This window comes from Streptomyces sp. NBC_01335 (assembly GCF_035953295.1).
Taxonomy (GTDB): domain Bacteria; phylum Actinomycetota; class Actinomycetes; order Streptomycetales; family Streptomycetaceae; genus Streptomyces.
This window is the reverse complement of the sequence record NZ_CP108370.1, coordinates 1,536,032-1,560,894: the sequence shown is the minus strand read 5'-3', so window position 1 is coordinate 1,560,894 and position 24,863 is coordinate 1,536,032. Positions and strand designations below refer to the sequence as shown.

Here is a 24,863-nt window from a genome sequence, read left to right as displayed (position 1 = left end):
GCATGTCCCGGACCACCTTTATAGTCAGAGTGACCATTAAGGAGGCGGGCGTGAGTCTCGCGGATGTTCTCGACCCCCTGCAGCAACCCCTGGTGACCTGGCTGGACACCCCGGTCAGCTGGACCGAGGTGCTCGGATTCGGCAGCGGGGCCCTCTGCGTCTGGCTCGTGGTGCGCCAGCACCTGGCCAACTGGCCGGTCGGCATCGCCAACAACCTCTTCTTCGTACTGCTCTTCGCACAGTCCGGCCTCTACGCCGACGCCGGACTCCAGATCGTCTTCATCGCCCTCGCCGCGTACGGCTGGTGGACCTGGACCCACGGGGGTGGACCAGGAGCACCTGTCCTGCCGGTACGCGGTACGCCGCGCGCCGAATGGACCTGGCTGCTCGCGGCGGGGGTGGTGGGGACCCTCGCGCTGACTCTCCTGCTCGCCCGCGCCACCGACTCGACCGTGCCGTTCTGGGACGCGCTGACGACCGCGCTCTCCCTGATGGCGACCTACGGGCAGAGCCGCAAGCGGGTCGAGTCCTGGTGGCTCTGGATCGCCGCCGACCTCGTCTACATCCCGCTCTACGCCCACAAGGGCCTCTACCTGACCTCGCTGCTCTACGTCGGCTTCCTCGCGCTCTGCGTGGCCGGGCTGCGCTCCTGGCGGCGCGACCTCGCGACGGGCCCGGGTGCGGCCGGCCGCCCGGCCGGACCCGCGGAGGTGGCGGCGTGAAGAAGTACGCCCACGGCCTGGTGCTCGGCAAGTTCTACCCGCCGCACGCAGGCCACCACCACCTCGTCCGTACCGCCCAGGACCGCTGCGAGCGGCTCACCGTCCTCGTCTGCGCCGCCGGGGTCGAATCGGTGCCGCTCGCCGACCGGGTGGCCTGGATGCGCGAGACGCACCCCGCCGCCACGGTCGTCGGGGCGGTGGACGACATACGGATGGACGTCCACGACCCCGCGGTCTGGGACGCGCACATGGCGGTGTTCACCGCCGCCGTCCCCGAACGGGTGGACGCCGTCTTCTCCTCGGAGGCGTACGGCGACGAACTCGCCCGGCGCTTCGGTGCCGAGCCCGTCTCCGTCGACCCGGACCGCACCGTCTTCCCGGTCTCCGGCACGGCCGTCCGCGAGGACCCCGTCGCCTGCTGGGACTTCCTGGAGCCGCCGGTACGCGCCGCGCTCGCCCGCCGGGTCGTCGTGCTCGGCGCCGAGTCCACCGGCACCACCACCCTGACGCTCGCCCTGGCCGAGCACTACCGCCGACGCGGCGGGGTGTGGGCCAGGACACGCGACGTGCCGGAGTACGGACGGGAGTTCAGCGAACAGAAACTCGCCGCCCTGCGCGCCGACCACCCCGGCGCCCAGTGGGAGGACGTCGTCTTCACCACCGGCGACTTCCCGCTGATCGCCGCCGTCCAGAACGACCGCGAGGAGGCCGCCGCACGGACCGGATCGCCGGTGCTCTTCTGCGACACCGACTCCTTCGCCACCACCGTCTGGCACGAGCGGTACGTCGGCGGGCGCAACCCGCGCGTCGAGGAGACCGCCGACCGCGTCCACCACCACCTGTGGCTCCTCACCGACCACGAGGGCGTCCCCTTCGAGGACGACGGGCTGCGCGACGGCGAGGAGCTGCGGCCCTGGATGACGGACCGCTTCCGCGCCGAACTCACCCGCACCGGACGCCGGTTCGTGGAGATCACCGGCACCCGCGAACAGCGGCTCGCCACCGCCGTCGCCGCCGTCGACGAACTCCTCGCGTCCGGCTGGCACTTCAACCCCCCACTCCCGGAGCGACGATGAACACCCCGGCCCCTGAACCCGCGGCGGCCCCGGAGGGCTACGACCCGTACGCCTTCACCCCGTTCGCCGTCACCGTCGACCTCGCCGTCTTCACGGTCCGCGAAGGGCGGCTCCACGTGCTGCTCGTGGAACGCGGCGAGGAACCGTACAAGGGGCGTTGGGCGCTCCCCGGCGGATTCGTCGCCCCCCGTGAGTCCGCCCCGCAGGCCGCCCGGCGCGAACTGGCCGAGGAGACCGGCTTGGACGAGGACACCGTCTGCGAGGTCCACCTCGAACAACTGCGCACCTACACCGAACCGGACCGCGACCCGAGGATGCGGGTCGTCTCCGTCGCGTACGCGGCGCTCCTGCCGGACCTGCCCGAACCGCGCGGCGGCGGCGACGCCGTCAGCGCCCGCTGGTGGGCCTTCGGCGAGGAGGACACCGGGGTGCCGGGGCCGCTCGCCTTCGACCACGGCACCATCCTCGCCGACGCCCACGACCGCATCGGATCCAAGCTCGAATACACCTGCCTGGCAACGGCGTTCTGCCCCGCCGAGTTCACCCTCGGCGAACTCCAGCAGGTCTACGAAACCGTCTGGGGCACCGCACTCGACCGCCCCAACTTCCGGCGCAAGGTCCTCGCCACGTCCGGCTTCGTCGAGGCCGTCGAAGGGCCCCCGCGCCGCACCGGGGGCCGGGGCAAACCCGCCGCCCTCTACCGGGCGGGCACCGCCACCGCCCTGCACCCCCCGCTCCTGCGACCGGAAGGAAGAACCCCGTGATCGTCACCAGAACCCGCACCAAACAGGCCGCCACCGGCTCGCTCGTCGGACTCGCCCTCGGCGACGCACTGGGCTTCCCGACCGAGTTCAACGACGTGCCCGCCATCCTGGCCAAATGCGGCCCGTGGCGCGCGATGGAACTGCCCCGGCCCGCGTTCGTCACCGACGACACCCAGATGACCCTTGCCCTCGGACGGGGCATCCGCACCGCCATGGACCGGGGCCCGCTCACCGGGCTCCGGCTGGCCCGGCCGGTCCGGGAGGAGTTCGTCGACTGGTACCACTCGCCCGACAACAACCGCGCCCCCGGCCGCACCTGCATGGTCGCCTGCCGGCTCCTCGACGGCGACCGCCCCTGGCAGGAAGCCAGCCAGACCGGTTCCAAGGGGTGCGGCGCCAACATGCGGGTCGCCCCCGTCGGACTGGTCCCCGGCCTCAGCGACGAACAGCGCGCCGGCGCCGCCCAGCTCCAGGCCGCCCTGACCCACGGCCACCCCACCGCCCTGGCCGCCTCCGACCTGATGGCCCGCGCCGTCCACCTGCTGGCCAGAGGCGCCGAGCCCCTCGGCCTCGTCGGCCAGCTGCGCAGCTACGCGTACGAGAACCGGAGCCGCTACCACGAGCGCTGGCTCGGCGACCTCTGGCGCCACACCCACGACGCCTCCGCCCAGTCCTACATCCAGCGCGGCTGGGACGAGTGCCTGGAGGTGCTGACCCGCGTCCAGGACGCCCTGCGCGACCCGTCCCCGGAGACCGACCCCTGCGAGCGCACGGGGGACGGCTGGATCGCCGAGGAGGCCCTCGCGACGGCCCTGCACTGCTTCCTGCTCTTCCCCGAGGAACCCGTCACCGCCCTGCGCCGGGCCGCCTGCACCCGGGGCGACTCCGACTCGCTGGCCTGCCTCACCGGCGCGCTCGCCGGCGCCCACCTGGGAGCCTCGGCCTGGCCCAAGGAGTGGGCCGAGCGGATCGAGTACCGGAGCGACCTGCTGTCGCTGGGGGCGCTCTGGGACTCGTGAGGTGCGGCCTCTGGGATCCTTGGCCCATGGACACTGAATCTGGAGAGGCCGGGGCGATACCGGGCGGCAGTGGTGCGGGGCTGCTCTCCCCGCTGGTCGTGCTTACGAGCCCGGTCCGCCATGAACTCGTCTCCCTGGCACCTTGACTGATCACCAGTCACCACGCCGGCTGGGGGAGTGAGCTCCCTTCTGCCGGTCGGCTACCGGCCGCCGTTCAGCGCCGAGGCCCGCCGGGTCCGTACGAGGAACTCCTCCACCCGGGCCCGGTCGGGCCGGTCCGGCAGCGGGGACCGGCCGACGGCCCCCTCGCACTCCCCGGCCAGTCGCGTCATCCGGCGCTCCACCTCGGGCCACCCCACCTCGCCCCGCTTCACCGCGAGCAGCTCCTCCCGCCGCTCGCCGACATCGATGGTGAGCACCCCGGTACGCAGCAGGTCCCGGGCCGACATCAGCAGGCGCAGCAGATGCATGGCGTGCTTCCAGCGCGGCGCGCCGTGCGTCCGCTCGTCGGCCTCCAGCTTCCGGCGCTGACCCGTCGCGTACCGGGTGAAGGTGGCGTACACCTCCCGGGACAGGAAGGCGTCCCGCAGCGCGAGGAGTTCGCGGCCGGTGTCGTCGATCCGCTCCACCAGCGGGGAGTGCAGGCACTCCAGGACGTTCGGGTTGGCGCGCAGGGCCAGTTCGCAGAAACGCTCCAGCTCCCACGAGAACTGCTCCGGCGCGGGACCGTCCAGGTGCGTCGGCGGCTTCTCGAACCGCCAGAACGAGGCGGTCGGCGCGAGGAACACCCCACGCCGGTCGATGTCGCTCCCCTCGGTCGCCAGCCCGAACGCACGCGACCCCATCACACAGGAGTAGACGGTGTGGTCGCGGACGAGCGATGCGGCATCGGGGCTGGTCATGGGCGTGAGGGTACGCGGGGGCGGGGTGTGGGCGCCGCGAGTTTTTCCTTCCGCTCGGATGATCGGGGACGCCTTCGGCGGATCTTGAAAGCCCGCCCCGCCGTCTCCCGCCGACTCACGCCGTCCGGATGGAGCCGCCGCTGACCGTGATCCTCTCGGCGGGCAGCGACCGGGTCGCCGGGCCGGCCTCCACCGCCGCGTCCCCGTCTCACACAGAGAAACGCCGGTCCCACCCGCCGGACCGTCGCTCTACTCTGACCACAGAGCGTCGACGGAGACGAACAGCGAGGGAGAACGACGTGGCGGTACGCGCGGTCCGAGGAGCCGTCCAGCTGGACCGGGACGAGTCCGGGGAGATGGACGAGCGGGTGGGCGCCCTGCTCGCCGCCGTGCTGGAGCGCAACGGCCTGAGCCACGAGGACCTCATCAGTATCTGGTTCACCGCCACCCCCGACCTCCGCAACGGCTTCCCCGCGGCCGCCGCGCGCCGCGGGCTCGGTATCGTCGATGTCCCGCTGATCTGCGCCCAGGAACTCGACGTCGAGGGGGCCATGCCCCGGGTGGTCCGGATACTCGCGCACATCGAGACCGACCGCCCCCGGGCGCGGATCCAGCACGTCTACCTCGGCGCCACCGCCGCCCTCCGCAAGGACATCGCCCAGTGAGAACCGCCCTCGTCATCGGTACCGGACTGGTCGGCACCTCCGCCGCCCTCGCCCTGGCCGGCCGTGGCATCCACGTCCACCTCGCCGACCACGACCCCGCGTCCGCCCGCACCGCCGCGGCGCTCGGGGCCGGTACCGAGGAGCCGCCGGAGGGCCCGGTGGACCTCGCCGTCATCGCCGTACCGCCCGCGCACACCGCGTCGGTGCTGGCCGGTGCCATGCGCGACGGCGTCGCCCGCGGGTACCTCGACGTCGCGAGCGTCAAGGGCGGCCCCCGGCGCGAGCTGGAGGCGCTGGGGCTCGACCTGACCCCGTACATCGGTACGCACCCGATGGCCGGCAAGGAGCGCTCCGGCCCCCTCGCCGCCACCGGGGACCTCTTCGAGGGCCGCCCCTGGGTCCTCACCCCGACCCGGGACACGGACACCGAGGTGCTCAACCTCGCTCTGGAGCTGGTCGCGGTCTGCAAGGCCGTCCCCGTGGTCATGGACGCCGACGCGCACGACCGGGCCGTCGCCCTGGTCTCGCACACCCCGCAGCTGATCTCCTCGATGGTCGCCGCCCGGCTGGAGGAGGCCGACGAGACCGCCGTACGCCTGTGCGGGCAGGGCATCCGCGACGTCACCCGGATCGCCGCCTCCGACCCCCGGATGTGGGTGGAGATCCTCTCCGCCAACCCCGGTCCCGTCGCCGACGTGCTCGCCGGCATCGCCACCGACCTCGACGAGACGGTACGGGCGCTGCGCGGGCTCCAGTCCGCCGACGAGGAGAAGCGCCGTACGGGCACGGCGGGCATCGAGGACGTGCTGCGGCGCGGCAACGCCGGCCGTGTCCGGGTCCCCGGCAAGCACGGCGCGGGCCCCGCCTCGTACGAGGTCGTCGCCGTCCTCATCAGCGACCGCCCCGGCGAGCTGGCCCGGATCTTCGCGGACGCCGGACGGGCCGGGGTGAACATCGAGGACGTCCGGATCGAGCACGCCACCGGCCAGCAGGCGGGCCTGGTCCAGCTCATGGTCGAGCCCAGCGCCGCAGCCGCGCTCGGCTCCGCCCTCACCGAGCGCGGCTGGTCGCTCCGCCCCTGACCCCCCGGTCCCGTACGGCTCCGGGGCCCCACGCGCCCCCGGAGCGCCGTCCGGTACGGGCCCGGAGCCCGGTCCGCGGCGGGATGCGTCCGATCGGGGTACAGGTGTGTCCCCCACACTCGGTAACCTTGGACCGGGCCGTCCGTCGGCCGGCCCGGTCCCCGCCCGTCCCGCCCCGTGTACCAGGAAGGTGCCCACCGCCGTGGAAACCGCAAGCTCCGCTGTGATCGTCGCCATCGACGGCCCCTCCGGCACCGGCAAGTCGAGCACCTCCAAGGCCGTCGCCGCCAAGCTCGGCCTGAGCTACCTGGACACCGGCGCGCAGTACCGGGCGATCACCTGGTGGATGCTGAGCAACGGCGTGGACGTCTCCGACGCGGCCGCCGTCGCGACCGCCGCCGGCAAGCCCGCGATCGTCTCCGGCACCGACCCGTCCGCCCCCACGATCACCGTCGACGGCGAGGACGCCTCCGGGCCGATCCGTACGCAGGAGGTCACCTCCAACGTCAGCGCCGTCAGCGCGGTCCCCGAGGTGCGCGCCCTGATCACGGCGCTCCAGCGCTCCATCGCCGCGACCGCCGACGGGGGCATCGTGGTGGAGGGCCGGGACATCGGCACCACCGTGCTGCCCGACGCCGACCTCAAGGTCTTCCTCACCGCCTCGCCGGAGGCCCGCGCGGCCCGCCGCAGCGGCGAGCTGAAGGGCGCGGACGTCGCCGCCACCAAGGAAGCCCTGATCAAGCGGGACGCGGCCGACTCCGGCCGCAAGACCTCCCCGCTCGCCAAGGCCGGCGACGCCGTCGAGGTGGACACCACCGAGCTGACCCTCGACCAGGTCATCGAGTGCGTCGTCACCCTCGTCGAGGAGAAGCGGGCGGCGAAGTGACGGAAGCCACCCCGGTGCCCTCCGAACGCGGAGCGGCCGTAGGGCGCGGCATCGGTATCGGACTGATGTACGGGCTGTGGAAGCCCCGGGTCCTCGGTGCCTGGCGGGTTCCGTCCGCCGGACCCGTCATACTCGCGGTGAACCACTCGCACAACATCGACGGACCGATGCTGATGGGTACCGCGCCCCGGCCGGTGCACTTCCTGATCAAAAAAGAGGCGTTCGTCGGCCCCCTCGACCCGTTCCTGCGCGGAATCGGGCAGCTGAAGGTGGACCGTACGGCCGCCGACCGCACCGCCATCACCCAGGCGCTCGGCGTACTGGCGGACGGCGGGGCACTCGGGATCTTTCCCGAGGGCACGCGGGGCGAGAGCGACTTCGCGTCGCTGCGGGCCGGACTGGCGTACTTCGCGGTTCGCGGCGGGGCGCCGATCGTCCCCGTGGCGGTCCTGGGAAGCACGGAGGCCCGGGGACGGTTGATATCCGCGTTGCCCCCGCTGCGCAGCCGGGTGGACGTGGTCTTCGGCGACGCGTTCGACGCGGGCGACGGCAGCGGACGCCGGACCCGCAAGGCCCTGGACGAGGCCACCGTGCGGATCCAGCGGAAGCTGGCCGCGCACCTGGAAGACGCCAGGCGCCTCACCGGGCGTCCGGTCAAGACCTGAGTAGTGAGCCGCGTCACCGCGGCCCATCGATGATGACGTACAGAGGAACGGACTTCATGAACGACCAGATTCACTCCGACGGCTCGGACCACGAGCACGGAGCACTTGGCGACGCCGAGTACGCGGAGTTCATGGAGCTCGCCGCGCAGGAAGGCTTCGATCCCGAGGAGATCGAGGGCGCCCTCGACGAGGTGGGAGCGGGCCCGCTGCCCGTCCTCGCCGTCGTCGGCCGCCCCAACGTCGGCAAGTCGACGCTGGTGAACCGCATCATCGGCCGCCGCGAGGCCGTCGTCCAGGACAAGCCCGGCGTCACCCGTGACCGCGTCACGTACGAGGCCGAGTGGGCCGGACGCCGCTTCAAGGTCGTCGACACCGGCGGCTGGGAGCAGGACGTGCTGGGGCTCGACGCCTCCGTCGCCGCCCAGGCGGAGTACGCCATCGAGACCGCCGACGCGGTCGTCTTCGTGGTCGACTCCACCGTCGGCGCGACCGACACCGACGAGGCCGTCGTCAGGCTGCTGCGCAAGGCGGGCAAGCCCGTCGTGCTCTGCGCCAACAAGGTCGACGGACAGAGCGGCGAGGCCGACGCCACCGCACTCTGGTCGCTCGGCCTCGGCGAGCCCCACCCGGTCTCCTCGCTGCACGGCCGCGGCACTGGCGACATGCTGGACGCCGTCCTCGAAGCCCTGCCCGAGGCCCCGGCGCAGCGCTTCGGCACCCCCGTCGGCGGCCCCCGCCGCATCGCGCTCATCGGCCGCCCGAACGTCGGCAAGTCCTCGCTGCTGAACAAGGTCGCGGGCGAGGACCGCGTCGTCGTCAACGAGCTCGCGGGCACCACCCGTGACCCGGTCGACGAGCTGATCAACCTCGGCGGCATCACCTGGAAGTTCATCGACACGGCCGGTATCCGCCGCCGCGTGCACCTCCAGGAAGGAGCGGACTACTACGCCTCGCTGCGTACCGCCGCCGCCCTGGAGAAGGCCGAGGTCGCCGTCGTCCTGATCGACTCCAGCGAGTCCATCAGCGTCCAGGACCAGCGGATCGTCACCATGGCCGTGGAGGCCGGGCGCGCGCTCGTCGTCGCCTTCAACAAGTGGGACACCCTCGACGAGGAGCGCCGCTACTACCTGGAGCGCGAGATCGAGACGGAGCTCGCGCAGATCGCCTGGGCGCCGCGCGTCAACGTCTCCGCGGTGACCGGCCGCCACATGGAGAAGCTGGTCCCCGCGATCGAGACGGCTCTCGAAGGCTGGGAGACCCGTATCCCCACCGGCCGGCTGAACGCCTTCCTCGGTGAGATCGTCGCCTCCCACCCGCACCCGGTCCGGGGCGGAAAGCAGCCCCGCATCCTCTTCGGCACCCAGGCGGGCACCAAGCCGCCGCGGTTCGTCCTCTTCGCCTCCGGCTTCCTGGAGCACGGCTACCGCCGCTTCGTGGAGCGCCGCCTGCGCGAGGAGTTCGGCTTCGAAGGCACCCCGATCCACATCTCGGTGCGGGTGCGCGAGAAGCGCGGCCGCAACAAGTAGCACGCGGCCCCGAACGTGACGGAGCCCCGGACGCCCCCCTCACCGGGAGGGAAGCGTCCGGGGCTCCGTCACGTGTACGGGACCTGGCGCGGGGCCCGTCGCAGGACCTCCGCGAGCGGCGGTGCCACGGCGGTCCGCCTCAGGGCTCCCGCGAGCCGGGGGGCAGAGCCGCCGGCTGCGGACGCCCGGCGTGCCGGCCCACCCGCTGCCAGGCGCCGCCCGCGCCCGAGCCGCCGCTCTGGGCGGCCGTACGCCCCTGCTGCGCGGCGGCAGCGGCGTGCCCGAAGCTCCCCGGGCGGGCGGCGAGCCTGCCCGGACCGCCGAAGCCCAGGAAGCCCAGACTCTCCTCGCCGCTTCGGTCACCCGGAAGCGCCCGGAACGACCGCAGGTATTCGGAGTACAGCGCGTCGTAGATCGGGGTGGGCGATGAGCCCCCCGGGAAGTCCCTGGACGGGCGCATGCCGGGGATCGGGCTCAGATGCTGGCGGGGTGGGTCGTATGAGTGCACATAAGGGCCAACGACCCCGGCGTCCGTCGGATGCGGCCCCGGAGGAGAAAACGCCACGCGACGGAGACCGGCGGGAGGCGTGGACACGATCAGGTCCCGGCCAGCGGCATCGAGGAGGCGACGAGCAGACCGTTGACCGCCGCCTTGTCCAGCGCGTCCCTCAGCAGGTCCTCGCGGGGCTGCTGGCCGATCGCCCCGGCCGGGGCGGCGAAGACCAGGACCTGCTGCGACTTGTTGGCCGCCGCCCGCCAGCCGTCGGTGACCTGGAGCGGCTGGTGCGCCTGCCACCAGGCGACGGGGGAGCCGCCGCCGGTGCCCGGCTGCAGCACGGCGTGCAGCTGACCCATGGCCAGCAGCACCGACCAGCCGGGCAGCACCCCGGGCAGCCGGTCGAGGTCGTGGGCGTGCCGGAAGCCCTGCTCCAGGAGCAGCTGGAGGAACTCGTCGCCCCTGCTGCCGTCGGTGCCGGGCCGGGCGATCGGGCCGGTCGGCTCGACGACCAGAGCCGGGCGGAGATCGTCCTCGATGAGGACGAGTCCGCTGGTGATGCCGAGGACGGCCTGTTCGGGCATGAGACCCTCCGGGTTCTGCGGTTCGCTGCCGGTGATGCTGCGCACCGCGCCCTGGAGCTGGTCCTCGGCGACGCGCACGACCTGGGACGGGATGCAGGAGGCGTGGGCGAAGGCCAGGACGGCCGTCTCGTCCCCCACGAACAGCACGGTGCTGGTGCGTTCCTGCTCCGAGTTGCCGGGGGTGCGGCAGGAGGTGCAGTCGTAGCTGCCCGGGGCGTTGTCGCCGACGAGCAGCCGGTCTGCTTCGGCGTCGCCGATTTCGGCGCGTACGTCCTCGCTGACGTCGAGCATGCGGGGCACGGGGCGCTCCTAGGAGTCGGTGCGTGGCCGGGCGGGTCCCGGCTCATGCAAGAACAACGGACGATCCGCCGCCCGGGTCACGCCCGAAGCCGCACCGAAACGGCGTACCCCCGGGCGCGACGGGCGCCCGGACCGTTCGGCCGGGTCCGCCGCACGGGGCGGGGTCCCGGGTTCCGTGCCCGGTCGGCCCGCCGCCGCAGGGGGACCGACCGGGCACGGAGGGGCGGACGCGGGCGCGTACCGGGGCCCTGGGGGACGGGCCCCGGGCCCTCGCGCGCGTACGGCCGCGTACAGCATCGGGGGCAGCGTCCGTACGATTTTCAGCGGGCAGAAGGCGCTCGCCCCCGGCATCGGCAGAGGGTGCCCGCTCCGACCGCGGACAGAAGGTGCCCGCTCCGACCGCGGACAGAAGGTGTCCGCGAGTGCTGGCAGACTCCCGGGCATGTTGGAGACCTCGGCACGACTGCTGCGCCTGCTCTCGCTCCTCCAGGCCCACCGCGACTGGAGCGGACACCAGCTGGCCGAACGCCTCGGCGTCACCCCGCGCACCGTACGGCGCGACGTCGACAAGCTGCGCGAGCTCGGTTACCCCGTGCACGCCAGTCCCGGTACGGGCGGCGGCTACCAGCTCGGTGCCGGGGCGGCGCTGCCGCCGCTGCTGCTGGACGACGACGAGGCCGTCGCGGTGGTGGTCGGGCTGCGTACCGCCGCGGGCAACGGGGTCGAGGGCATCGGCGAGACCTCGGTCCGTGCGCTCGCCAAGGTCGAACAGGTGCTGCCGGACCGGCTGAGCCGCCGGGTCGGCGCGCTGAGCGCCTTCACGGTGCCCATGGTGCGCGGGCCCGGGCCGGAGGGGAGCGCGGTCGACCCCGGGCTGCTGACCGAGCTCGCGGGCGCCTGCCGGGACTGCCGGCGGCTCCGGTTCGCCTACCGGGACCACGGCGGGGCCGAGTCGCGCAGACACGCGGAACCGCACCGGCTGGTGTGCGCCGAGCGCCGCTGGTACCTGGTCGCCTGGGACGTGGACCGGGAGGGCTGGCGTACCTTCCGGGCCGACCGGATCACTCCGACCCCGCCGCACGGCTCCCGCTTCACCCCCCGCCCGCCCCCGGCGGAGGACCTGGCCGCCTATGTGTCGCGGGGCGTCTCGACCACCGTCTACCCGGTCAGGGGGGTGGTCCGGCTGATGGTCCCGGCCGAGGAGGCGGCCTCCCGGATCAGCCCGTCGGCGGGCGTACTGGAGCCCCTCGACGCCGACAGCTGCCTGTTCACCTCGGGAGCGGCGAGCCTGGACGTGCTGGTCGTCCACGTGCTGATGACGGGTTTCGAGTTCGCGGTCGTGGAGCCCCCGGAGCTGACCGCGCGCATCCTGGCCGCCCGTGACCTGCTGACCTCGGCCCTGCACAGGTCTGGACATTCCGCATAGTGGACGCGCCGGACGGATGTGAGGGATGGGTGAGGACGGGATAAGACCGGCATAAGAGCAGATGAATTCCGGGCGGCGCGGTCCCGTGCGCGCATATTCCGGAGAAGGCTGCGAACCGGACCTTCCGACGGCTCCCGGCGCAATTCCCCGAAGCTGCCGACGCGTACGCCGCAAGGGCGTTCACATTACCGTTTCCGCCGCACCGGGCCACTTGTTCGAGTTAATTGTTCGAGCCGAATACCGATGTGGATCTTGTGACACAAGTGTGACCGATGCCGCACGCGGAAGAGGCGCGCGAGCGGGCGGTCGTACGGGTCCCGGGGCGGCCGCACCCTGCCCGGGGGCGCCCCGCACGCTCTACGGTGGAAGGTATGGCATCCCTACCGACCCCGCCCGTCCAGCCCGACGACCCGCCCGGGCCGTACGTCGGCCTGGACACCACGACCGCCGAGCGAAGGGCCGTGGCGCACGGCTGGACCACGGTCCGGGCCGTCCCGCCGGGCACGATCCTGACCATGGAGTTCCGCACCGGGCGCATCAACTTCCAGGTCGAGGACTCCACCGTGACCCGCTGCTGGATCGGCTGACCCACCGGGGCCCGGAGGGTCCCGCGGGCCCCGGGCACGACGGAGGCCCCGGCCGGAGCCGGGGCCTCCGCCCTGCGTGCGCCGGCGCGGTCAGCCGCCCATCGGGCGGGCCGGGGCTGCGGTGGACCGGGGTGGCCGGTCCGGGTGCGACGGCCGCCGTGAACCGGCCGGTGCTCCCGGGGCGCGCTCCGTGCGTACCGCGTGCGGAGCCGGTCGGGTACGGGCGGCCGCACCGGCGGGCATGAGCCCCGGAGCGCCGTCGGTCCCCACGGCCACGGCCACGGCCTCGTCGGGGTCCGCGCCGAGCGGTCGCACCGGACGGTGCCCGCCCGCCGCGACCGGGACGGAGATGCCCGCGGCCCCGCGGCTCCGCCGCTGCCGCCAGCGCTCGCGCGCGGCCAGGATCAGCTGCTCGGCCTGGGTGACGAGCGGCTCCACCCAGGGCAGGGCCAGGAGGACCAGAAGCCCGGCCGCCCAGCCCAGCAGGACGTCGCTGAGCCAGTGCGTGCCGATGTACACGGTGGTGAGTCCCACGCCCAGCGACACCGTCGCCGAGATGGCCGACAGATAGCGCCGGGCCTTCGGCGTGGTGGCCAGGTAGGCGAGGATTCCCCAGGTCACGACGGCGTTCGCGGTGTGTCCGGACGGAAATATATCGCCGCCGGCGAAGAGCTCGGCCGATCCGATCTGCGTCGCGTAGTGCGGGCCGAGCCGCCCGAGGAAGATCTTGACGCCGCCCACGGACCCGTTGAGCAGCAGCAGTGCGGCCCCCAGCGTGAGCAGGGGGCGCAAGGTGTGCTGACGCCAGGAACGCCAGCCGAGCCAGCTCGCGATCATCACCGCGGTCGGTCCGCGCTGGCCCAGCACGACGTAGTAGTCGAGGAAGGCGTGCAGCGACGGCCACTGCTGGTACGGCCGGAAGAGCATGACCTTCCAGTCCAGGGCCACCAGCCACGACGAGATCAGGACCAGGTAGACGATGACGAGATAGAACGCCAACGTCCCGCCGAAGAGGGCCACACGGTGACGGCTCATCCGCGGGATCTCTATCTTCGGCGGTTCCGGCTCCCGGTCCAGCCGGGCAAAGATGTCGGTACGCACCCAATCGACGTTACAGCGAGTGAGTGTGTGACCCGGTCGATCCCACGGGTTTGTGATGACGATGTGATGTGACCCATGTCGCCGGACGTGCCGTTTTCCGGTCCCGGAGAAAAAACAACAGGATCGGCCCTTCTCCTCCTTCCGGGTAGTTCCGTCAAGGCCGCGGTGACGGCCACTCCATTTCGCGGAAGAAGTCGCCGTCGGTATTTGCCGGCCTTTCCGCCGCCCCCGCTCTCCTGGAGGGAAGGAGGTCCCGCCCTCCCGGCGCGGGCGCGGGAGAGCGGGCGCCGGACGGGCAGAAGTGTGGCGCACGCCACAACGCCCGTGACGGAGGGTATGAGCTGGGCCACGTGTGACAGCGGTGCACTCGCGTACGCTGACGGCTCACTCGCCCGTCGATGCCGGGCCCCGGGGGCGCCGCGCACCATTGCCGCTCCGGTCCGCCGAGCGCGAGGGACACATGGGAGGTACGCAGATGTCCGGGAGGAACACGGCCCCGAGCGCCCCGCGCCCAGCCACCGGCAAGAGCTCCGCCTCCAGCACGAGCACGAGCACGAGCACGAGTGCGCGCACGAGCGACGAGGACGCCGGCCCCGCCTCCCGTACGCCCCCGGGCGGCACCGGTGCGAGCGATACGGGCCCAGCCCCCGGTACGACCCCGAGCGGCGGCGGCACCGACTCCGCCCGCTCCGGACGCGGCCCCGGCCGAAACCGCTGGGTCGTTCTCGTCGTCCTCTGCCTCAGCCTGCTGCTGGTCGCGCTCGACTCGACCGTGCTGCACGTCGCCGTGCCCGCCGTCACCGAGGACCTGCGGCCCGGCCCGGTGGCCCTGCTGTGGATCGTGGACGCCTACCCGCTGGTCTGCGCCTCGCTGCTGATCCTCTTCGGCACCCTCGGGGACCGGGTCGGCAGACGGCGGGTGCTGCTCTGCGGTTACGCCCTCTTCGGTGCCGCCTCCGCGCTCGCCGCCTTCGCGGGCAGCCCCGGGATACTCGTCGCCGCCCGCGCCCTGCTCGGGGTCGGCGGCGCGATGATCATGCCGGCCACCCTGTCGATCCTGCGCCAGGTCTTTCCCGACCGCCGCGAGCGGGCCGTCGCCATCGGGGTCTGGACGGCGGTCGCCGCCGTCGGCGCTGCCACCGGCCCGGTCATCGGCGGCTTCCTCGTCGAGCACTACTGGTGGGGCTCGGTCTTCCTGATCAACGTCCCGCTGATGGCGCTGGTGCTCCCGGTCGGGCGCCGGCTGCTGCCGGAGTCGCGCGGCTCCGGCAAGGGCCCGTGGGACGTGCTCGGCGCGCTGATGGCCGCCGCCGGGGTGCTCGGTGCCGTCCTGGGCGTCAAGCGGATGGGCGCGGGGGAGGGCGTCCTCGATCCGGCCTCGCTCGTCCCGCTGGTGGCCGGGGTGCTCTTCCTCGTGCTGTTCGTCCGCCGCCAGCGGCGGCGCACGCACCCGCTGATCGACATCGGCATGTTCGCCCGGCCCGCCTTCGCCACGGCGGTCGGCTGCATCGTCCTCGCCATGCTGGCCCTGGTCGGCCTCGAACTCATCGCCGTCCAGTACCTCCAGCTCGTCCTGGACCTCAGCCCGCTCAGGACCGGACTGCGGCTGCTCCCGCTGACCTTCGCGGCCATGGCCGCCGGGGCCACCGGCATGTACACCCTGCGCCGCCTCGGCCCCCGCAGGATGGTCGGGCTCGGCTTCGTGCTGACGGCGGGGTCGGTGCTGCTGCTGACGCTGATGGGCGGGCACGACCGCCCCGCCCTGATGACGGCCGGCTTCGTCCTGCTGGGCTTCGGGCTCCAGACCACCCTCTTCGGCGCCTACGAGTCGATGCTCAACGACGTTCCGGCCGACCGCGCGGGCGGTGCGGCGGCGATCGGGGAGACCTCGTACCAGCTCGGCGCCGGGCTCGGGATCGCCCTGCTGGGCAGTGTCATGAACGCCGCCTACGCCCCCGGCCTCGCCGCCCTGCACAAGGAGGGCGTACCGGCCGCCGCGGGCAGCGCCGCCGCACACTCCCTCGGCGAGGCGTACCAGGTGGCGGACCGGCTCGGCGGCCCGGCCGGGGGGCTGGTGCGGTCCACCGCGCGGCACGCGTTCGTCCACGGCCTCCACCTCACCCTGCTGGTCAGCGCCGGGCTGCTGCTGCTCGGCGCGCTGGCCGCGCTGCGGCTGCCGCGGTCCATGGAGTGCGCGGCGGACCCCCGCCGTACGGGGCCCGAGCCCCGGATCGCCGGCCCCCGCACACCGGACCACCAGGAGCGGGGCGGCCTCCGGGCCGGCCGTGAGGTGCCTGTGGCGCGACGCGAACCGGCCGAGGCGACCGGCTCTGGACGCGCGTCCCGCTGAGCCGTAGCGTCGGCCGCGCGAAGTCTGACTACCACCGCTAGTTTTTCGGGATCCGGACCGCCGGACAGGGCTGCGGCCCACGGCCCGGACACCGCGCGAGCCGCCGGAGGAACCATGCAGAGCACCGAGCACGACCGGCCGAAGCCGCCCCCGTTCGATCCGGGCGACCCGATCGGCATCGACGACCTCCTCGACCCCGAGGACCTCGCGATCCGCGCAGCGGTCCGCGCCTGGGCCGCCGACCGGGTGCTGCCGCACATCGCCCAGTGGTACGAACAGGGCGAGCTGCCCGTCATCCGCGAGCTGGCCCGCGAACTCGGTTCGCTCGGCGCACTGGGCATGTCCCTGAAGGGGTACGGCTGCGCGGGCGCCTCGGCCGTCCAGTACGGCCTCGCCTGCCTGGAGCTGGAAGCCGCCGACTCGGGGATCCGCTCACTCGTCTCCGTACAGGGCTCGCTCGCCATGTACGCGATCCACCGCTACGGCTCCGAGGAGCAGAAGGAGCGGTGGCTGCCCGCCATGGCGGCGGGCGAGGTCATCGGCTGCTTCGGGCTGACGGAGCCCGACCACGGCTCCGACCCCGCCGGGATGCGGACGCACGCGAAGCGCGACGGGGACGACTGGATCCTCACCGGCCGCAAGATGTGGATCACCAACGGTTCGGTCGCCGGGGTCGCCGTCGTCTGGGCGCAGACCGACGAGGGCGACGCGGGGCGGGGCGTCCGGGGATTCGTCGTGCCCACGGACAGCCCCGGATTCTCCGCGCCGGAGATCAGGCACAAGTGGTCGCTCCGCGCCTCCGTCACCAGCGAGCTGGTGCTCGACGGGGTGCGGCTGCCCGCCGACGCGGTGCTGCCGGGCGTGACGGGGCTGCGCGGGCCGCTCAGCTGTCTGAGCCACGCGCGGTACGGGATCGTCTGGGGCGCCATGGGCGCCGCGCGGTCGAGCTTCGAGGCTGCCGTCGACTACGCGCGGACCCGGGAACAGTTCGGCCGGCCCATCGGAGGCTTCCAGCTCACCCAGGCCAAGCTCGCGGACATGGCGGTGGAACTCCACAAGGGCATCCTGCTCGCCCACCATCTGGGCCGCCGGATGGACGCGGGCTCGCTCCGCCCGGAACAGGTCAGCTTCGGGAAACTCAACAACGTGCGGGAAGCGATCGAGATCTGCCGCACCTCACGCACCGTCCTCGGTGCCAACGGGATCTCGCTGGAGTACCCGGTGATGCGGCATGCGACGAACCTGGAGTCGGTGCTCACGTACGAGGGCACCGTCGAGATGCACCAGCTGGTGCTGGGCAAGGCGCTCACCGGCCTGGACGCCTTCCGGTAGGGCCGCCCGGCCGTGCGCGACGGCGGGCCGGAGTCCGGGGCGTGTTGGCGAGCGCCCTGCTCAGCTCTGGTTGAAGAAGCCGCCGGTCTGCCGGCCGGAGGCTTCGCCGCTGACCACGTGGGTGTGGGCAGGGGTCAGCAGGAAGACGCGGGTGGCGACCCGGTCGATCGAACCGCGCAGGCCGAAGATCAGCCCGGCGGCGAAGTCCACCACGCGCTTGGCGTCGGCGGGGTCCATGGCCGTGAGGTTCAGGATGACCGGGACGCCGTCCCGGAACAGCTCGCCGATGGTGCGCGCGTCCCGGAAGCTGTCCGGGGTCACCGTGGCGATGCGGCGCTCCCGCTCCTCGGCCGCCTCGGAGGCGACCTGGACCCGGGGGTCGGTCACCCATGCCTGGCCGTGCGTGCCCGTTTCGGCGCCTTCGGAGTACTCGTCGTCGTAGTAGCGCTCGTCGTTGTCCTCCACGAGGCCCAGCCAGGCGCTCGCCTTGCGTACCGATCCCATGGACGCCTCCTCTCACCGCGGTTCTCTGATGTTCCGCATGTCTTTCGTATCCCTATGGTCGTCCATCATGCGGATAGCGCGCCAAGTGGATAGTCGGCGCGCAGGCGATTCGTGACGCTACTGATGCAGAACATGTGGCGGTTCGTCAGGGTTCCGACCGAATAAGGGGGCTTGTAGGAAGAAAATAGGATGCCCGCGACCGTACGGGTGATGTAGAGGGCGTACGAGTGAACGACCGGATCGGTACGATGACCGACGCGTGGGTGTGCGAGGCGTCGCGGACCCGTCGTTCAGGTTCTCGGGGGGAACGCTCGTGTTCGGAATCGTCAGGCCCTGTACGCACCGGCTGAGCGAAGGGCTCAAAGCCGAGTGGATGGCCCATCTCTGCGGGCTCTGCCTCGCTCTCCGCGCCGACCACGGACAGTTCGCCCGGATCGTGACGAACTATGACGGCTTGATCGTCTCGGTCCTGACGGAGGCTCAGACCGGACCGGTCCCGGCCGGACGGCGCACCGCCGGTCCGTGCCCGCTGCGCGCCATGCGGACCGCGCCCGTCGCCGTGGGCGAGGGGGCGAAGCTCGCCGCCGCCGTCTCCCTGGTGCTCGCCTCCGCCAAGGTGCGCGACCATGTCGCCGACCGGGACGGGCTGCTGGCGCACCGTCCGGTCGCCGCCGCCGCCCGCCGGGTCGCGGCGGGCTGGGACCGGGCCGGGGCCCGGAGCGGCGCGGCGCTCGGCTTCGACACCGCGGTCCTGCTGGACGCGGTGGACCGGCAGGGCGGGATCGAGGCGCTGGCCGTGACGGGCACTCCGCTGCTCGTCGTCACCGAACCCACCGAGACGGCCACCGCCGCCGCCTTCGCGCACACCGCCGTCCTCGCCGGGCGGCCGGGCAACGCGGCCCCGCTCGCGGAGGCGGGACGGCTCTTCGGGCGGCTGGCCCACCTCCTCGACGCGGTGGAGGACCAGCGGGCGGATGCCGAGGCGGGGGCGTGGAACCCGCTCACCGCCACCGGGACCCCGCTCGCCGAGGCCCGGCGGCTCTGCGACGACGCGGTGCGCGGGGTGCGTCTGGCGCTGGCCGACGCGGAGTTCGGCGACGGCAAGCTGGTGCACGTCCTGCTGGTGCACGAACTGCGCCGCGCGGTGGACCGCGCCTTCGCCACCGACTCCTGCGGGCACCGGGGGGCGTACGGGCCGCCTCCCGGCAACCCGTACGCCCCTGGCAATCCGTACGCCCCCGGTGGTCCGCACGCTCCCGGTGGTCCCGCGGAACCGCCGCCCGAGCCCCCGCGGCCGCCCCGCGACCGGCGCGGGCTCATCGCCGGCTGCCTGGTCTGGGCCGGGCTCGCCTGCACCTGCCAGATGTGCTGCGGCACCTACGACGGACCCTGGTCGCGCGAGCGGCGGCAGGGGCTCTGCAACGGCATGGACTGCAGCGACTGCTGTGACGGGTGCGACTGCTGCTCGAACTGCTGCGACGGATGCGGCTGTTGCGACTGCGACTGCGGTTGCGACTGCTGAGCCGCCCCGGCGCCGCCGGTGTGCGGTAAGCCGCCGCGCGGACTCAACCGATCTCGGGAGGCGAGATCTGCGAGGTCTCGATCGCCGACTCGGAGGTGCCCCACTTCTTCAGGATGCGGTCGTAGGTGCCGTCCGCCTTGAGGCTGTTCACCGCGGCCTGGAAGGCGGGGGCCAGCGGGGTGCCCTTCTTGAAGGCGAAGCCGACGTCGAGCCGCTTGAACTCGTTGAGGAAGCGGACGTCCTTCTGCTGGGTCACCGCGTAGCGCAGCCCGTTGATGGTCGACATCACCACGTCGATCCGGCCCTGCTGGAGCCCGATCCAGATGGAGGTCGGGTCGGCGAAGGTCTGCACGGTGTAGGGCTTCTTGCCCGCCGCGGTGCACAGGCTCTTGTTCTTCTCCAGCGTCACCTCGAAGGTGGTCCCCGCCCCCGTGGCGACCTTCAGGCCGCAGAGCTGCGTGAGGTCGGTGACCTCCTTCAGCTTGCTGTCGTTGCGCACGGCGAAGCCCTGGCCGTCGTTGATGTAGGTGACGAAGTCGATCGTCTTGCGCCGCTCCTCGGTGACGCCGAAGTTCCCGGTGCCCAGGTCGTACTTGCCGCTGCCGAGCGCCGGCAGGATCGCCTCGAAGGAGGCGATCTCGCGGTGGAGTTTCAGGCCGAGTTTGCGGGCCACCGCGTCGGAGAAGTCGACGTCCGCGCCGGAGAGCGTCTTGCCGTCCGCCTCGTAGAACGAACTCGGTGGTGAGCCCGCCGTACTGGCGATTCTCAGCGTGCCCGCCGAGCGGACGTCCGCGGGCAGCAGGGCCGCCGCCGCGTCGTCCTTCTTCACGGAGGACACCACGTCGTCCTTCGGGGTGTCCTGGGCGGGGGTGCCGGCCGCCTGCGTCGTGGTGGGCTCGCCCGTTCCGCACCCGGCGAGGGCGAGGGTGGCGGCGGTGATCAGGGCGAAGGCGACGGTGTGCCGGGTGCGGGGCATGACGGAGCTGCTCCAGATTCGTCGGGGGCGTGCCGGGAGGTGCCGGGCACGCCGGAAGTGCCGGATGTACCGGTCGGGTGCTGGATGTGCTGGATGTGCTGGATGTGCTGGATGTGCTGGATGCGCGGGGTGTGGTGGGAGGGCGCTGGGGATGACGGGGGAGGGCGCTGGACGTGGCGGGAGGGCGCTGGACGTGCCTGGGTAGGCCGGCCGGCCCCGCCGTACGCGGCCCGGGGGCGGCGCGAGGCGGAGCGGAAGCCGTCAGTGGTGCGAGGGGAGGGGAGGGTGCTGTCGTGCGGGTGAAGTCACGCGGGGAGGAACGCTCGAAGACGCGCGAGGGCGCGAGCGTGCGGAGAGGAGCAGGGGGTCAGCTCAACAGGAACAGGACCACACACGACCGAAGTCGATGTGGGAGCGGGTGACCAGCCACTGCTGCGAATACATGCGCCCAGTGGAACAGGCATTCGGTGGTGCGTCAACTGCCGCCCGGACGAGGCTCACAGTGTGGACAAGCTTGACAGCGGGGCGCGTACACCGCTTATCTCATAGGCGGACCAGTGCTGAGGGGCCTGGTCCGCCTCGTGCCCGCTGTGAAGCCGCGCCCCGTGTTCGATCCCGCATCCACGGAGCCCCAGCATGTCCGCGCAGACAGAATCCCTCACGCCCGCACCCATCTCCTCCGACACCACGTCCGCGGCGGACCCACCCGTCCCCGAGGGCGCCGGCAAGGACGTCGTACCCCGCATCGTCCCGGTGCGCCGCACGGGCCAGTGGGTGGCCGCCGCCGTCGTCCTCGTCCTCCTCGGCCTCGCGCTCGTCTCCGTCGTCCGCAACAAGGCCTTCCAATGGGACGTCGTCGCACAGTACTTCACCACCGACTCGGTGCTGCGCGGGCTCGGCCTCACCCTCTGGCTGACGGCCGTCGTCATGGTGCTCGGCTTCGCCCTGGGAACCCTGCTCGCGGTCATGCGCCTCTCGGGCAACCGCGTGCTCCAGGCGACCAGTTGGGGGTACGTCTGGCTCTTCCGGTCCACCCCGATCCTGGTCCAGCTGCTGTTCTGGTTCAACATCGGCGCCCTCTACCCCACGATCCTCGGCGTCAACACCGTGAATCTCCTGGGGCCGGTCACCGTCGCCGTCGTCGGGCTCACCCTGCACGAAGCCGCGTACGCCGCCGAGGTGGTGCGCGGAGGCATCCTCTCCGTGGAACGCGGGCAGCTGGAGGCCGCGCAGTCACTGGGCCTCGGCCCCTGGCGCAGGTTCCGCCGGATCGTGCTGCCCCAGGCGATGCGGTCCATCGTGCCGCCCGCCGGCAACATGCTGATCGGCGCCCTCAAGGGGACCTCGATCGTCAGCATCATCGCCGTGCAGGACCTGCTCTACTCCGTCCAGCTCGTGTACCACCGCACCTACGAGATCATCCCGTTGCTGCTGGTCGCCACCATCTGGTACGTCGTCGTCACCTCCCTTCTCAGCGTCGGCCAGCACTACGTCGAGCGCTACTACGCACGCGGAACGGCGGACGCCCGATGACCCCCGCACCCACCCTCGTCGTCATCGGCGCCGGACCCCGCGGCACCGGACTGATCGAGCGCATCGCCGCCAACGCCGCCGAGCTGTACGCGGACCGGCCGCTGGACATCCACCTCGTGGACCCCCACCCGGCCGGCGGCGGGCGCATCTGGCGCCACGACCAGTCCCCGCTGCTCTGGATGAACTCCATGGCCCAGGACGTCACCGTCTTCACCGACGACACGGTGCGCCAGGAGGGCCCGGTCCGCCCGGGGCCCGCCCTGGACGCCTGGGCCGAGGAGGTCAGAGCGGGCCGCATCACCATCGACGCCGAACCCGCCGTCCTCGCGGAGATCCACGCCCTGACCGGCCAGGACTTCCCCACCCGCCGGCTCCAGAGCACCTATCTGCGCTGGTTCTACGAGGAGTCCGCCGCGGCCCTGCCCGCCGGGATCACCGTCCACGAGCACCCCACCCGCGCCCTGCGTGTCACCGGCCCGCGCGACGGCCGGCAGCGGGTCTGGCTCGAAGGGCGCACCGAACCTCTCGTGGCCGACCTCGTCGTCCTCACGGTCGGCCACCTGGACGCCGAACTCGACGACGAACAGAAGGAGTTGTCCGCCTTCGCGCTGCGCCACCAACTGGTGCACCTGCCGCCCGACTTCACCGCCGACACCGACCTCGGCGCGCTCCGCCCGGGTGAGCCCGTCATCGTCCGGGGCTTCGGGCTGGCCTTCGTGGACCTGATGGTGCTGCTCACCGAAGGCCGGGGCGGCCGGCACCAGGACGGCGTCTACCACCCGTCCGGGCGCGAACCCGTCCTGTACGTCGGGTCCCGGCGCGGCGTCCCGTACCACTCGAAGATCGGCTACGGCTGGGAGGGCGAGCGCCCGCCGCTCCCGCACCACCTCGGCCCCGAACACATCAAGGAACTCCTCGCGGCCCCGGGCCCGTTGGACTTCCGGCGTGACGTCTGGCCGCTCATCGCACGCGAACTCGCCCACGCCCACTACCACCGGCTCTTCACCGCGCACCCCGAGCGCACCACCACCTCCTGGGACGCGTTCCGGCGGAGCTACGAAGCCGCCGGGCCGGACGGCCCCGAACGCGCCGAGATCGTCGCCCGGTCCGTCCCCGACCCCGCCGACCGGCTCGACCTGGACCTGCTGGACCGGCCCCTCAAGGGGCTCGCCCTCCCTGACCAGGACGCCCTCCAGGAAGCCCTGCGCGACTACATCACCGCCGATCTGACGCGCCGTCACGACCCGTCCCACTCCTCGGATCTCGCCGTCTTCTTCGGGCTCCTCTCCGCCTACGTACAACTGGTCGCCCTCGGAGACACCGGCGACAGCTGGCACGGTTTCTTCAGCTACCTCGCCTCCGGCCCGCCCGGCCCCCGGCTCGAACAGCTTCTCGCGCTCTCCCGCGCGGGAGTCGTGCGCTTCCTCGGCGCCGACATGACCGTCGAGACCGACGAGGAACACGGCGTCTTCCGGGCCGGCAGCCCCACCGTCCCCGGCGCGCACACCGAGGCCCGGGCGCTCGTCGAGGCCCGCCTCCCGTCCCCCTCGCTGCGGCACACCAGCAGCCCGCTCCTGCGCGGACTGTACGAGGACGGGGCGTCGGTCACCGGCAACGGCCTCCTCCAGGTCTCCCCGCAGGACGGCCGGATACAGGACCGCGACGGCACCACCCACCCCCGTCGCTTCGCCCTGGGTCCCTTCACCACGGCCCGCGCGTCGGGGGCCTTCACCCGGCCGCGCACCGGAGGCCCCGCGTTCAGCCAGAACGACGCCACCGCCCGTACCGCACTCGCCTTCCTGCGCGCCCTCTCCGAACGCCCCGTCCTCGCGAACTGACCCTCCCGGGCCGCGCCCTCCCTCCGGGCCGTGTCCGTCCGGAACGCGCCCGCCGCCCGAGCCCCGTCAGCCGCCCGAACTGCCCGAACCGCGTCAGCCGCCCCGAACCGCGTCCGCCGCCCCGAACCGCGTCCAAGGAAATGCCATGTCGCTCACCACCACCGAAACGCCACCCATGGTCGAGATCCGCTCCCTGCACAAGAGCTTCGGCTCGACCGACGTGCTGCGCGGCATCGACCTCACCGTCCGGCCCGGCGAGGTGACCGTCGTCCTCGGCCCCTCCGGCTCCGGCAAGTCCACCCTGCTGCGCACCATCAACCACCTGGAGAAGGCCGACCAGGGCTGGATCACCGTGGACGGCGAGCTCATCGGCTACCGCAGGGACGGCGACAAGCTGTACGAACTGCGCGAGCGCGAGGTGCTGCGCCGGCGGACCCGGATCGGCTTCGTCTTCCAGAGCTTCCACCTCTTCCCGCACCTCACGGTGGTGGAGAACATCATCGAGGCGCCCGTCTCCGCGCTGCGCCGCCCCCGGGACGAGGCGATCGCAGCGGCCGAGCGGCTGCTGGAGCGGGTGGGCCTGGCCGACAAGGCGCAGGCGTACCCGCGGCAGCTCTCCGGTGGGCAGCAGCAGCGGGTCGCCATCGCGCGCGCCCTCGCGCTGGAGCCGAAGCTGCTCCTCTTCGACGAGCCGACCTCCGCGCTCGACCCCGAACTCGTCGGCGAAGTCCTCGACGTGATCAAGGACTTGGCCGAGCAGGGCACCACCATGATCGTGGTGACCCACGAGATCGGCTTCGCCCGCGAGGTGGCTGACACCGTCGTCTTCATGGACGAGGGACGCATCGTCGAGCAGGGCCCGCCCTCCGAGGTGCTCGACCGTCCCGCGCAGGAACGCACCCGCGCCTTCCTCTCCAAGGTCCTGTAGGGCCGGCGGTTCCGTCGGGCCGGCCGGCCCCGCCCCGCCCCTTCCGACCCCGCCGGGACCGATCCCCTCCGACCCACCG

General features: G+C 72.7%; 23 protein-coding genes and 1 pseudogene. 17 read left to right on the top strand and 7 right to left on the bottom strand.

Features of this window, described 5'->3' with window-relative positions:
- The first annotated feature begins 50 nt into the window (after positions 1-50).
- The 4 genes from pnuC to OG599_RS06405 are packed head-to-tail and all read left to right on the top strand — an operon-like array spanning position 51 to position 3,581.
- Complete coding sequence (pnuC, locus tag OG599_RS06420; RefSeq protein WP_327174978.1) at positions 51-722, top strand: nicotinamide riboside transporter PnuC; 672 nt, start codon at positions 51-53, stop codon at positions 720-722.
- Positions 719-1,798, top strand: coding sequence for an AAA family ATPase (locus OG599_RS06415; RefSeq protein WP_327174977.1), 1,080 nt, complete (start codon positions 719-721; stop codon positions 1,796-1,798). The genes pnuC and OG599_RS06415 overlap by 4 nt, the downstream gene beginning before the upstream one ends.
- Positions 1,795-2,562 (top strand): NUDIX hydrolase, encoded by a 768-nt coding sequence (locus OG599_RS06410; RefSeq protein WP_327174976.1) that lies wholly within the window; start codon positions 1,795-1,797, stop codon positions 2,560-2,562. The genes OG599_RS06415 and OG599_RS06410 overlap by 4 nt, the downstream gene beginning before the upstream one ends.
- Complete coding sequence (locus OG599_RS06405) at positions 2,559-3,581, top strand: ADP-ribosylglycohydrolase family protein (protein ID WP_327174975.1); 1,023 nt, start codon at positions 2,559-2,561, stop codon at positions 3,579-3,581. The genes OG599_RS06410 and OG599_RS06405 overlap by 4 nt, the downstream gene beginning before the upstream one ends.
- 200 nt (positions 3,582-3,781) lie before the next feature.
- Here OG599_RS06405 and OG599_RS06400 read toward each other — a convergent pair whose 3' ends face one another.
- Positions 3,782-4,483, bottom strand: a complete 702-nt coding sequence (locus OG599_RS06400) for a nucleotidyltransferase domain-containing protein (protein WP_327174974.1) — start codon at positions 4,481-4,483, stop codon at positions 3,782-3,784.
- Positions 4,484-4,598: 115 nt separating this feature from the next.
- A pseudogene (locus OG599_RS06395) lies at positions 4,599-4,685 on the bottom strand (iron sulfur protein); the annotation flags it as partial.
- A 97-nt stretch (positions 4,686-4,782) separates the two neighbouring features.
- Between OG599_RS06395 and aroH the strand changes: the two are divergent.
- The 5 genes from aroH to der all read left to right on the top strand — a co-directional run bounded on the left by aroH (position 4,783) and on the right by der (position 9,307).
- Positions 4,783-5,148 (top strand): chorismate mutase, encoded by a 366-nt coding sequence (gene aroH, locus OG599_RS06390; RefSeq protein WP_327174973.1) that lies wholly within the window; start codon positions 4,783-4,785, stop codon positions 5,146-5,148.
- A complete protein-coding gene (locus OG599_RS06385; protein WP_327174972.1) occupies positions 5,145-6,230 on the top strand; it encodes a prephenate dehydrogenase in 1,086 nt (361 codons plus the stop codon). Before aroH ends, OG599_RS06385 begins: the two co-directional genes overlap by 4 nt.
- Before the next feature lie 190 nt (positions 6,231-6,420).
- Entirely contained in the window at positions 6,421-7,116 is a 696-nt protein-coding gene (gene cmk, locus OG599_RS06380; RefSeq protein WP_327174971.1) for a (d)CMP kinase, read from the top strand.
- A complete protein-coding gene (locus tag OG599_RS06375; RefSeq protein WP_327174970.1) occupies positions 7,113-7,781 on the top strand; it encodes a lysophospholipid acyltransferase family protein in 669 nt (222 codons plus the stop codon). The genes cmk and OG599_RS06375 overlap by 4 nt, the downstream gene beginning before the upstream one ends.
- Before the next feature lie 56 nt (positions 7,782-7,837).
- Complete coding sequence (gene der, locus OG599_RS06370) at positions 7,838-9,307, top strand: ribosome biogenesis GTPase Der (protein WP_327174969.1); 1,470 nt, start codon at positions 7,838-7,840, stop codon at positions 9,305-9,307.
- Between the two features lie 139 nt (positions 9,308-9,446).
- On the opposite strand, the gene OG599_RS06365 is transcribed toward der, so the two are convergent.
- Both OG599_RS06365 and OG599_RS06360 read right to left on the bottom strand, forming a co-directional pair.
- Complete coding sequence (locus tag OG599_RS06365; RefSeq protein WP_327174968.1) at positions 9,447-9,767, bottom strand: hypothetical protein; 321 nt, start codon at positions 9,765-9,767, stop codon at positions 9,447-9,449.
- 137 nt (positions 9,768-9,904) lie between these two features.
- Positions 9,905-10,687 (bottom strand): hypothetical protein, encoded by a 783-nt coding sequence (locus OG599_RS06360; protein ID WP_327174967.1) that lies wholly within the window; start codon positions 10,685-10,687, stop codon positions 9,905-9,907.
- A gap of 442 nt (positions 10,688-11,129) precedes the next feature.
- On the opposite strand from OG599_RS06360, the gene OG599_RS06355 reads away from it, so the two are divergent.
- Together OG599_RS06355 and OG599_RS06350 are read left to right on the top strand one after the other, a co-directional pair.
- The gene (locus tag OG599_RS06355) at positions 11,130-12,113 is read left to right on the top strand and encodes a helix-turn-helix transcriptional regulator (protein ID WP_327174966.1); all 984 of its coding nucleotides are present in this window, start codon (positions 11,130-11,132) and stop codon (positions 12,111-12,113) included.
- A gap of 371 nt (positions 12,114-12,484) precedes the next feature.
- Positions 12,485-12,700 carry an I78 family peptidase inhibitor gene (locus OG599_RS06350; RefSeq protein ID WP_327174965.1) on the top strand — a complete coding sequence of 72 codons (216 nt, stop codon included), beginning with the start codon at positions 12,485-12,487 and terminating at the stop codon, positions 12,698-12,700.
- Between the two features lie 90 nt (positions 12,701-12,790).
- On the opposite strand, the gene OG599_RS06345 is transcribed toward OG599_RS06350, so the two are convergent.
- Entirely contained in the window at positions 12,791-13,801 is a 1,011-nt protein-coding gene (locus OG599_RS06345; RefSeq protein ID WP_327174964.1) for a phosphatase PAP2 family protein, read from the bottom strand.
- Positions 13,802-14,276: 475 nt separating this feature from the next.
- Here OG599_RS06345 and OG599_RS06340 point away from each other — a divergent pair, with 475 nt between their 5' ends.
- Together OG599_RS06340 and OG599_RS06335 are read left to right on the top strand one after the other, a co-directional pair.
- Positions 14,277-16,151 (top strand): MFS transporter, encoded by a 1,875-nt coding sequence (locus OG599_RS06340; RefSeq protein WP_327174963.1) that lies wholly within the window; start codon positions 14,277-14,279, stop codon positions 16,149-16,151.
- 114 nt (positions 16,152-16,265) lie between these two features.
- A complete protein-coding gene (locus OG599_RS06335; protein WP_327174962.1) occupies positions 16,266-17,483 on the top strand; it encodes an acyl-CoA dehydrogenase family protein in 1,218 nt (405 codons plus the stop codon).
- Positions 17,484-17,543: 60 nt separating this feature from the next.
- Here the strand turns inward: OG599_RS06335 and OG599_RS06330 are convergent, their stop codons facing one another.
- Positions 17,544-17,987 (bottom strand): cell division protein SepF, encoded by a 444-nt coding sequence (locus OG599_RS06330; protein ID WP_327174961.1) that lies wholly within the window; start codon positions 17,985-17,987, stop codon positions 17,544-17,546.
- Between the two features lie 313 nt (positions 17,988-18,300).
- Between OG599_RS06330 and OG599_RS06325 the strand changes: the two genes are divergently transcribed.
- Complete coding sequence (locus tag OG599_RS06325; protein ID WP_327174960.1) at positions 18,301-19,509, top strand: DUF5685 family protein; 1,209 nt, start codon at positions 18,301-18,303, stop codon at positions 19,507-19,509.
- A gap of 43 nt (positions 19,510-19,552) precedes the next feature.
- Here OG599_RS06325 and OG599_RS06320 read toward each other — a convergent pair whose 3' ends face one another.
- A complete protein-coding gene (locus tag OG599_RS06320) occupies positions 19,553-20,485 on the bottom strand; it encodes an ABC transporter substrate-binding protein (RefSeq protein WP_327174959.1) in 933 nt (310 codons plus the stop codon).
- 636 nt (positions 20,486-21,121) lie between these two features.
- Here OG599_RS06320 and OG599_RS06315 point away from each other — a divergent pair.
- The 3 genes from OG599_RS06315 to OG599_RS06305 all read left to right on the top strand — a co-directional run bounded on the left by OG599_RS06315 (position 21,122) and on the right by OG599_RS06305 (position 24,784).
- The gene (locus tag OG599_RS06315) at positions 21,122-22,018 is read left to right on the top strand and encodes an amino acid ABC transporter permease (protein WP_327174958.1); all 897 of its coding nucleotides are present in this window, start codon (positions 21,122-21,124) and stop codon (positions 22,016-22,018) included.
- Positions 22,015-23,856, top strand: a complete 1,842-nt coding sequence (locus OG599_RS06310) for an FAD/NAD(P)-binding protein (protein WP_327174957.1) — start codon at positions 22,015-22,017, stop codon at positions 23,854-23,856. Before OG599_RS06315 ends, OG599_RS06310 begins: the two co-directional genes overlap by 4 nt.
- A 175-nt stretch (positions 23,857-24,031) precedes the next feature.
- The gene (locus OG599_RS06305; RefSeq protein ID WP_327179936.1) at positions 24,032-24,784 is read left to right on the top strand and encodes an amino acid ABC transporter ATP-binding protein; all 753 of its coding nucleotides are present in this window, start codon (positions 24,032-24,034) and stop codon (positions 24,782-24,784) included.
- Positions 24,785-24,863: the final 79 nt, after the last annotated feature.

Coding starts and splice junctions, on each gene's coding strand:
- OG599_RS06305 (WP_327179936.1), top strand. CDS start 24,032: ATGGTCGAGATCCGCTCCCTGCACAAGAGCTTCGGCTCGACCGACGTG.
- OG599_RS06315 (WP_327174958.1), top strand. CDS start 21,122: ATGTCCGCGCAGACAGAATCCCTCACGCCCGCACCCATCTCCTCCGAC.
- OG599_RS06310 (WP_327174957.1), top strand. CDS start 22,015: ATGACCCCCGCACCCACCCTCGTCGTCATCGGCGCCGGACCCCGCGGC.
- OG599_RS06335 (WP_327174962.1), top strand. CDS start 16,266: ATGCAGAGCACCGAGCACGACCGGCCGAAGCCGCCCCCGTTCGATCCG.
- OG599_RS06410 (WP_327174976.1), top strand. CDS start 1,795: ATGAACACCCCGGCCCCTGAACCCGCGGCGGCCCCGGAGGGCTACGAC.
- OG599_RS06340 (WP_327174963.1), top strand. CDS start 14,277: ATGTCCGGGAGGAACACGGCCCCGAGCGCCCCGCGCCCAGCCACCGGC.
- OG599_RS06330 (WP_327174961.1), bottom strand. CDS start 17,987: ATGGGATCGGTACGCAAGGCGAGCGCCTGGCTGGGCCTCGTGGAGGAC.
- OG599_RS06355 (WP_327174966.1), top strand. CDS start 11,130: ATGTTGGAGACCTCGGCACGACTGCTGCGCCTGCTCTCGCTCCTCCAG.
- OG599_RS06400 (WP_327174974.1), bottom strand. CDS start 4,483: ATGACCAGCCCCGATGCCGCATCGCTCGTCCGCGACCACACCGTCTAC.
- OG599_RS06320 (WP_327174959.1), bottom strand. CDS start 20,485: ATGCCCCGCACCCGGCACACCGTCGCCTTCGCCCTGATCACCGCCGCC.
- OG599_RS06365 (WP_327174968.1), bottom strand. CDS start 9,767: ATGCGCCCGTCCAGGGACTTCCCGGGGGGCTCATCGCCCACCCCGATC.
- der (WP_327174969.1), top strand. CDS start 7,838: ATGAACGACCAGATTCACTCCGACGGCTCGGACCACGAGCACGGAGCA.
- OG599_RS06350 (WP_327174965.1), top strand. CDS start 12,485: ATGGCATCCCTACCGACCCCGCCCGTCCAGCCCGACGACCCGCCCGGG.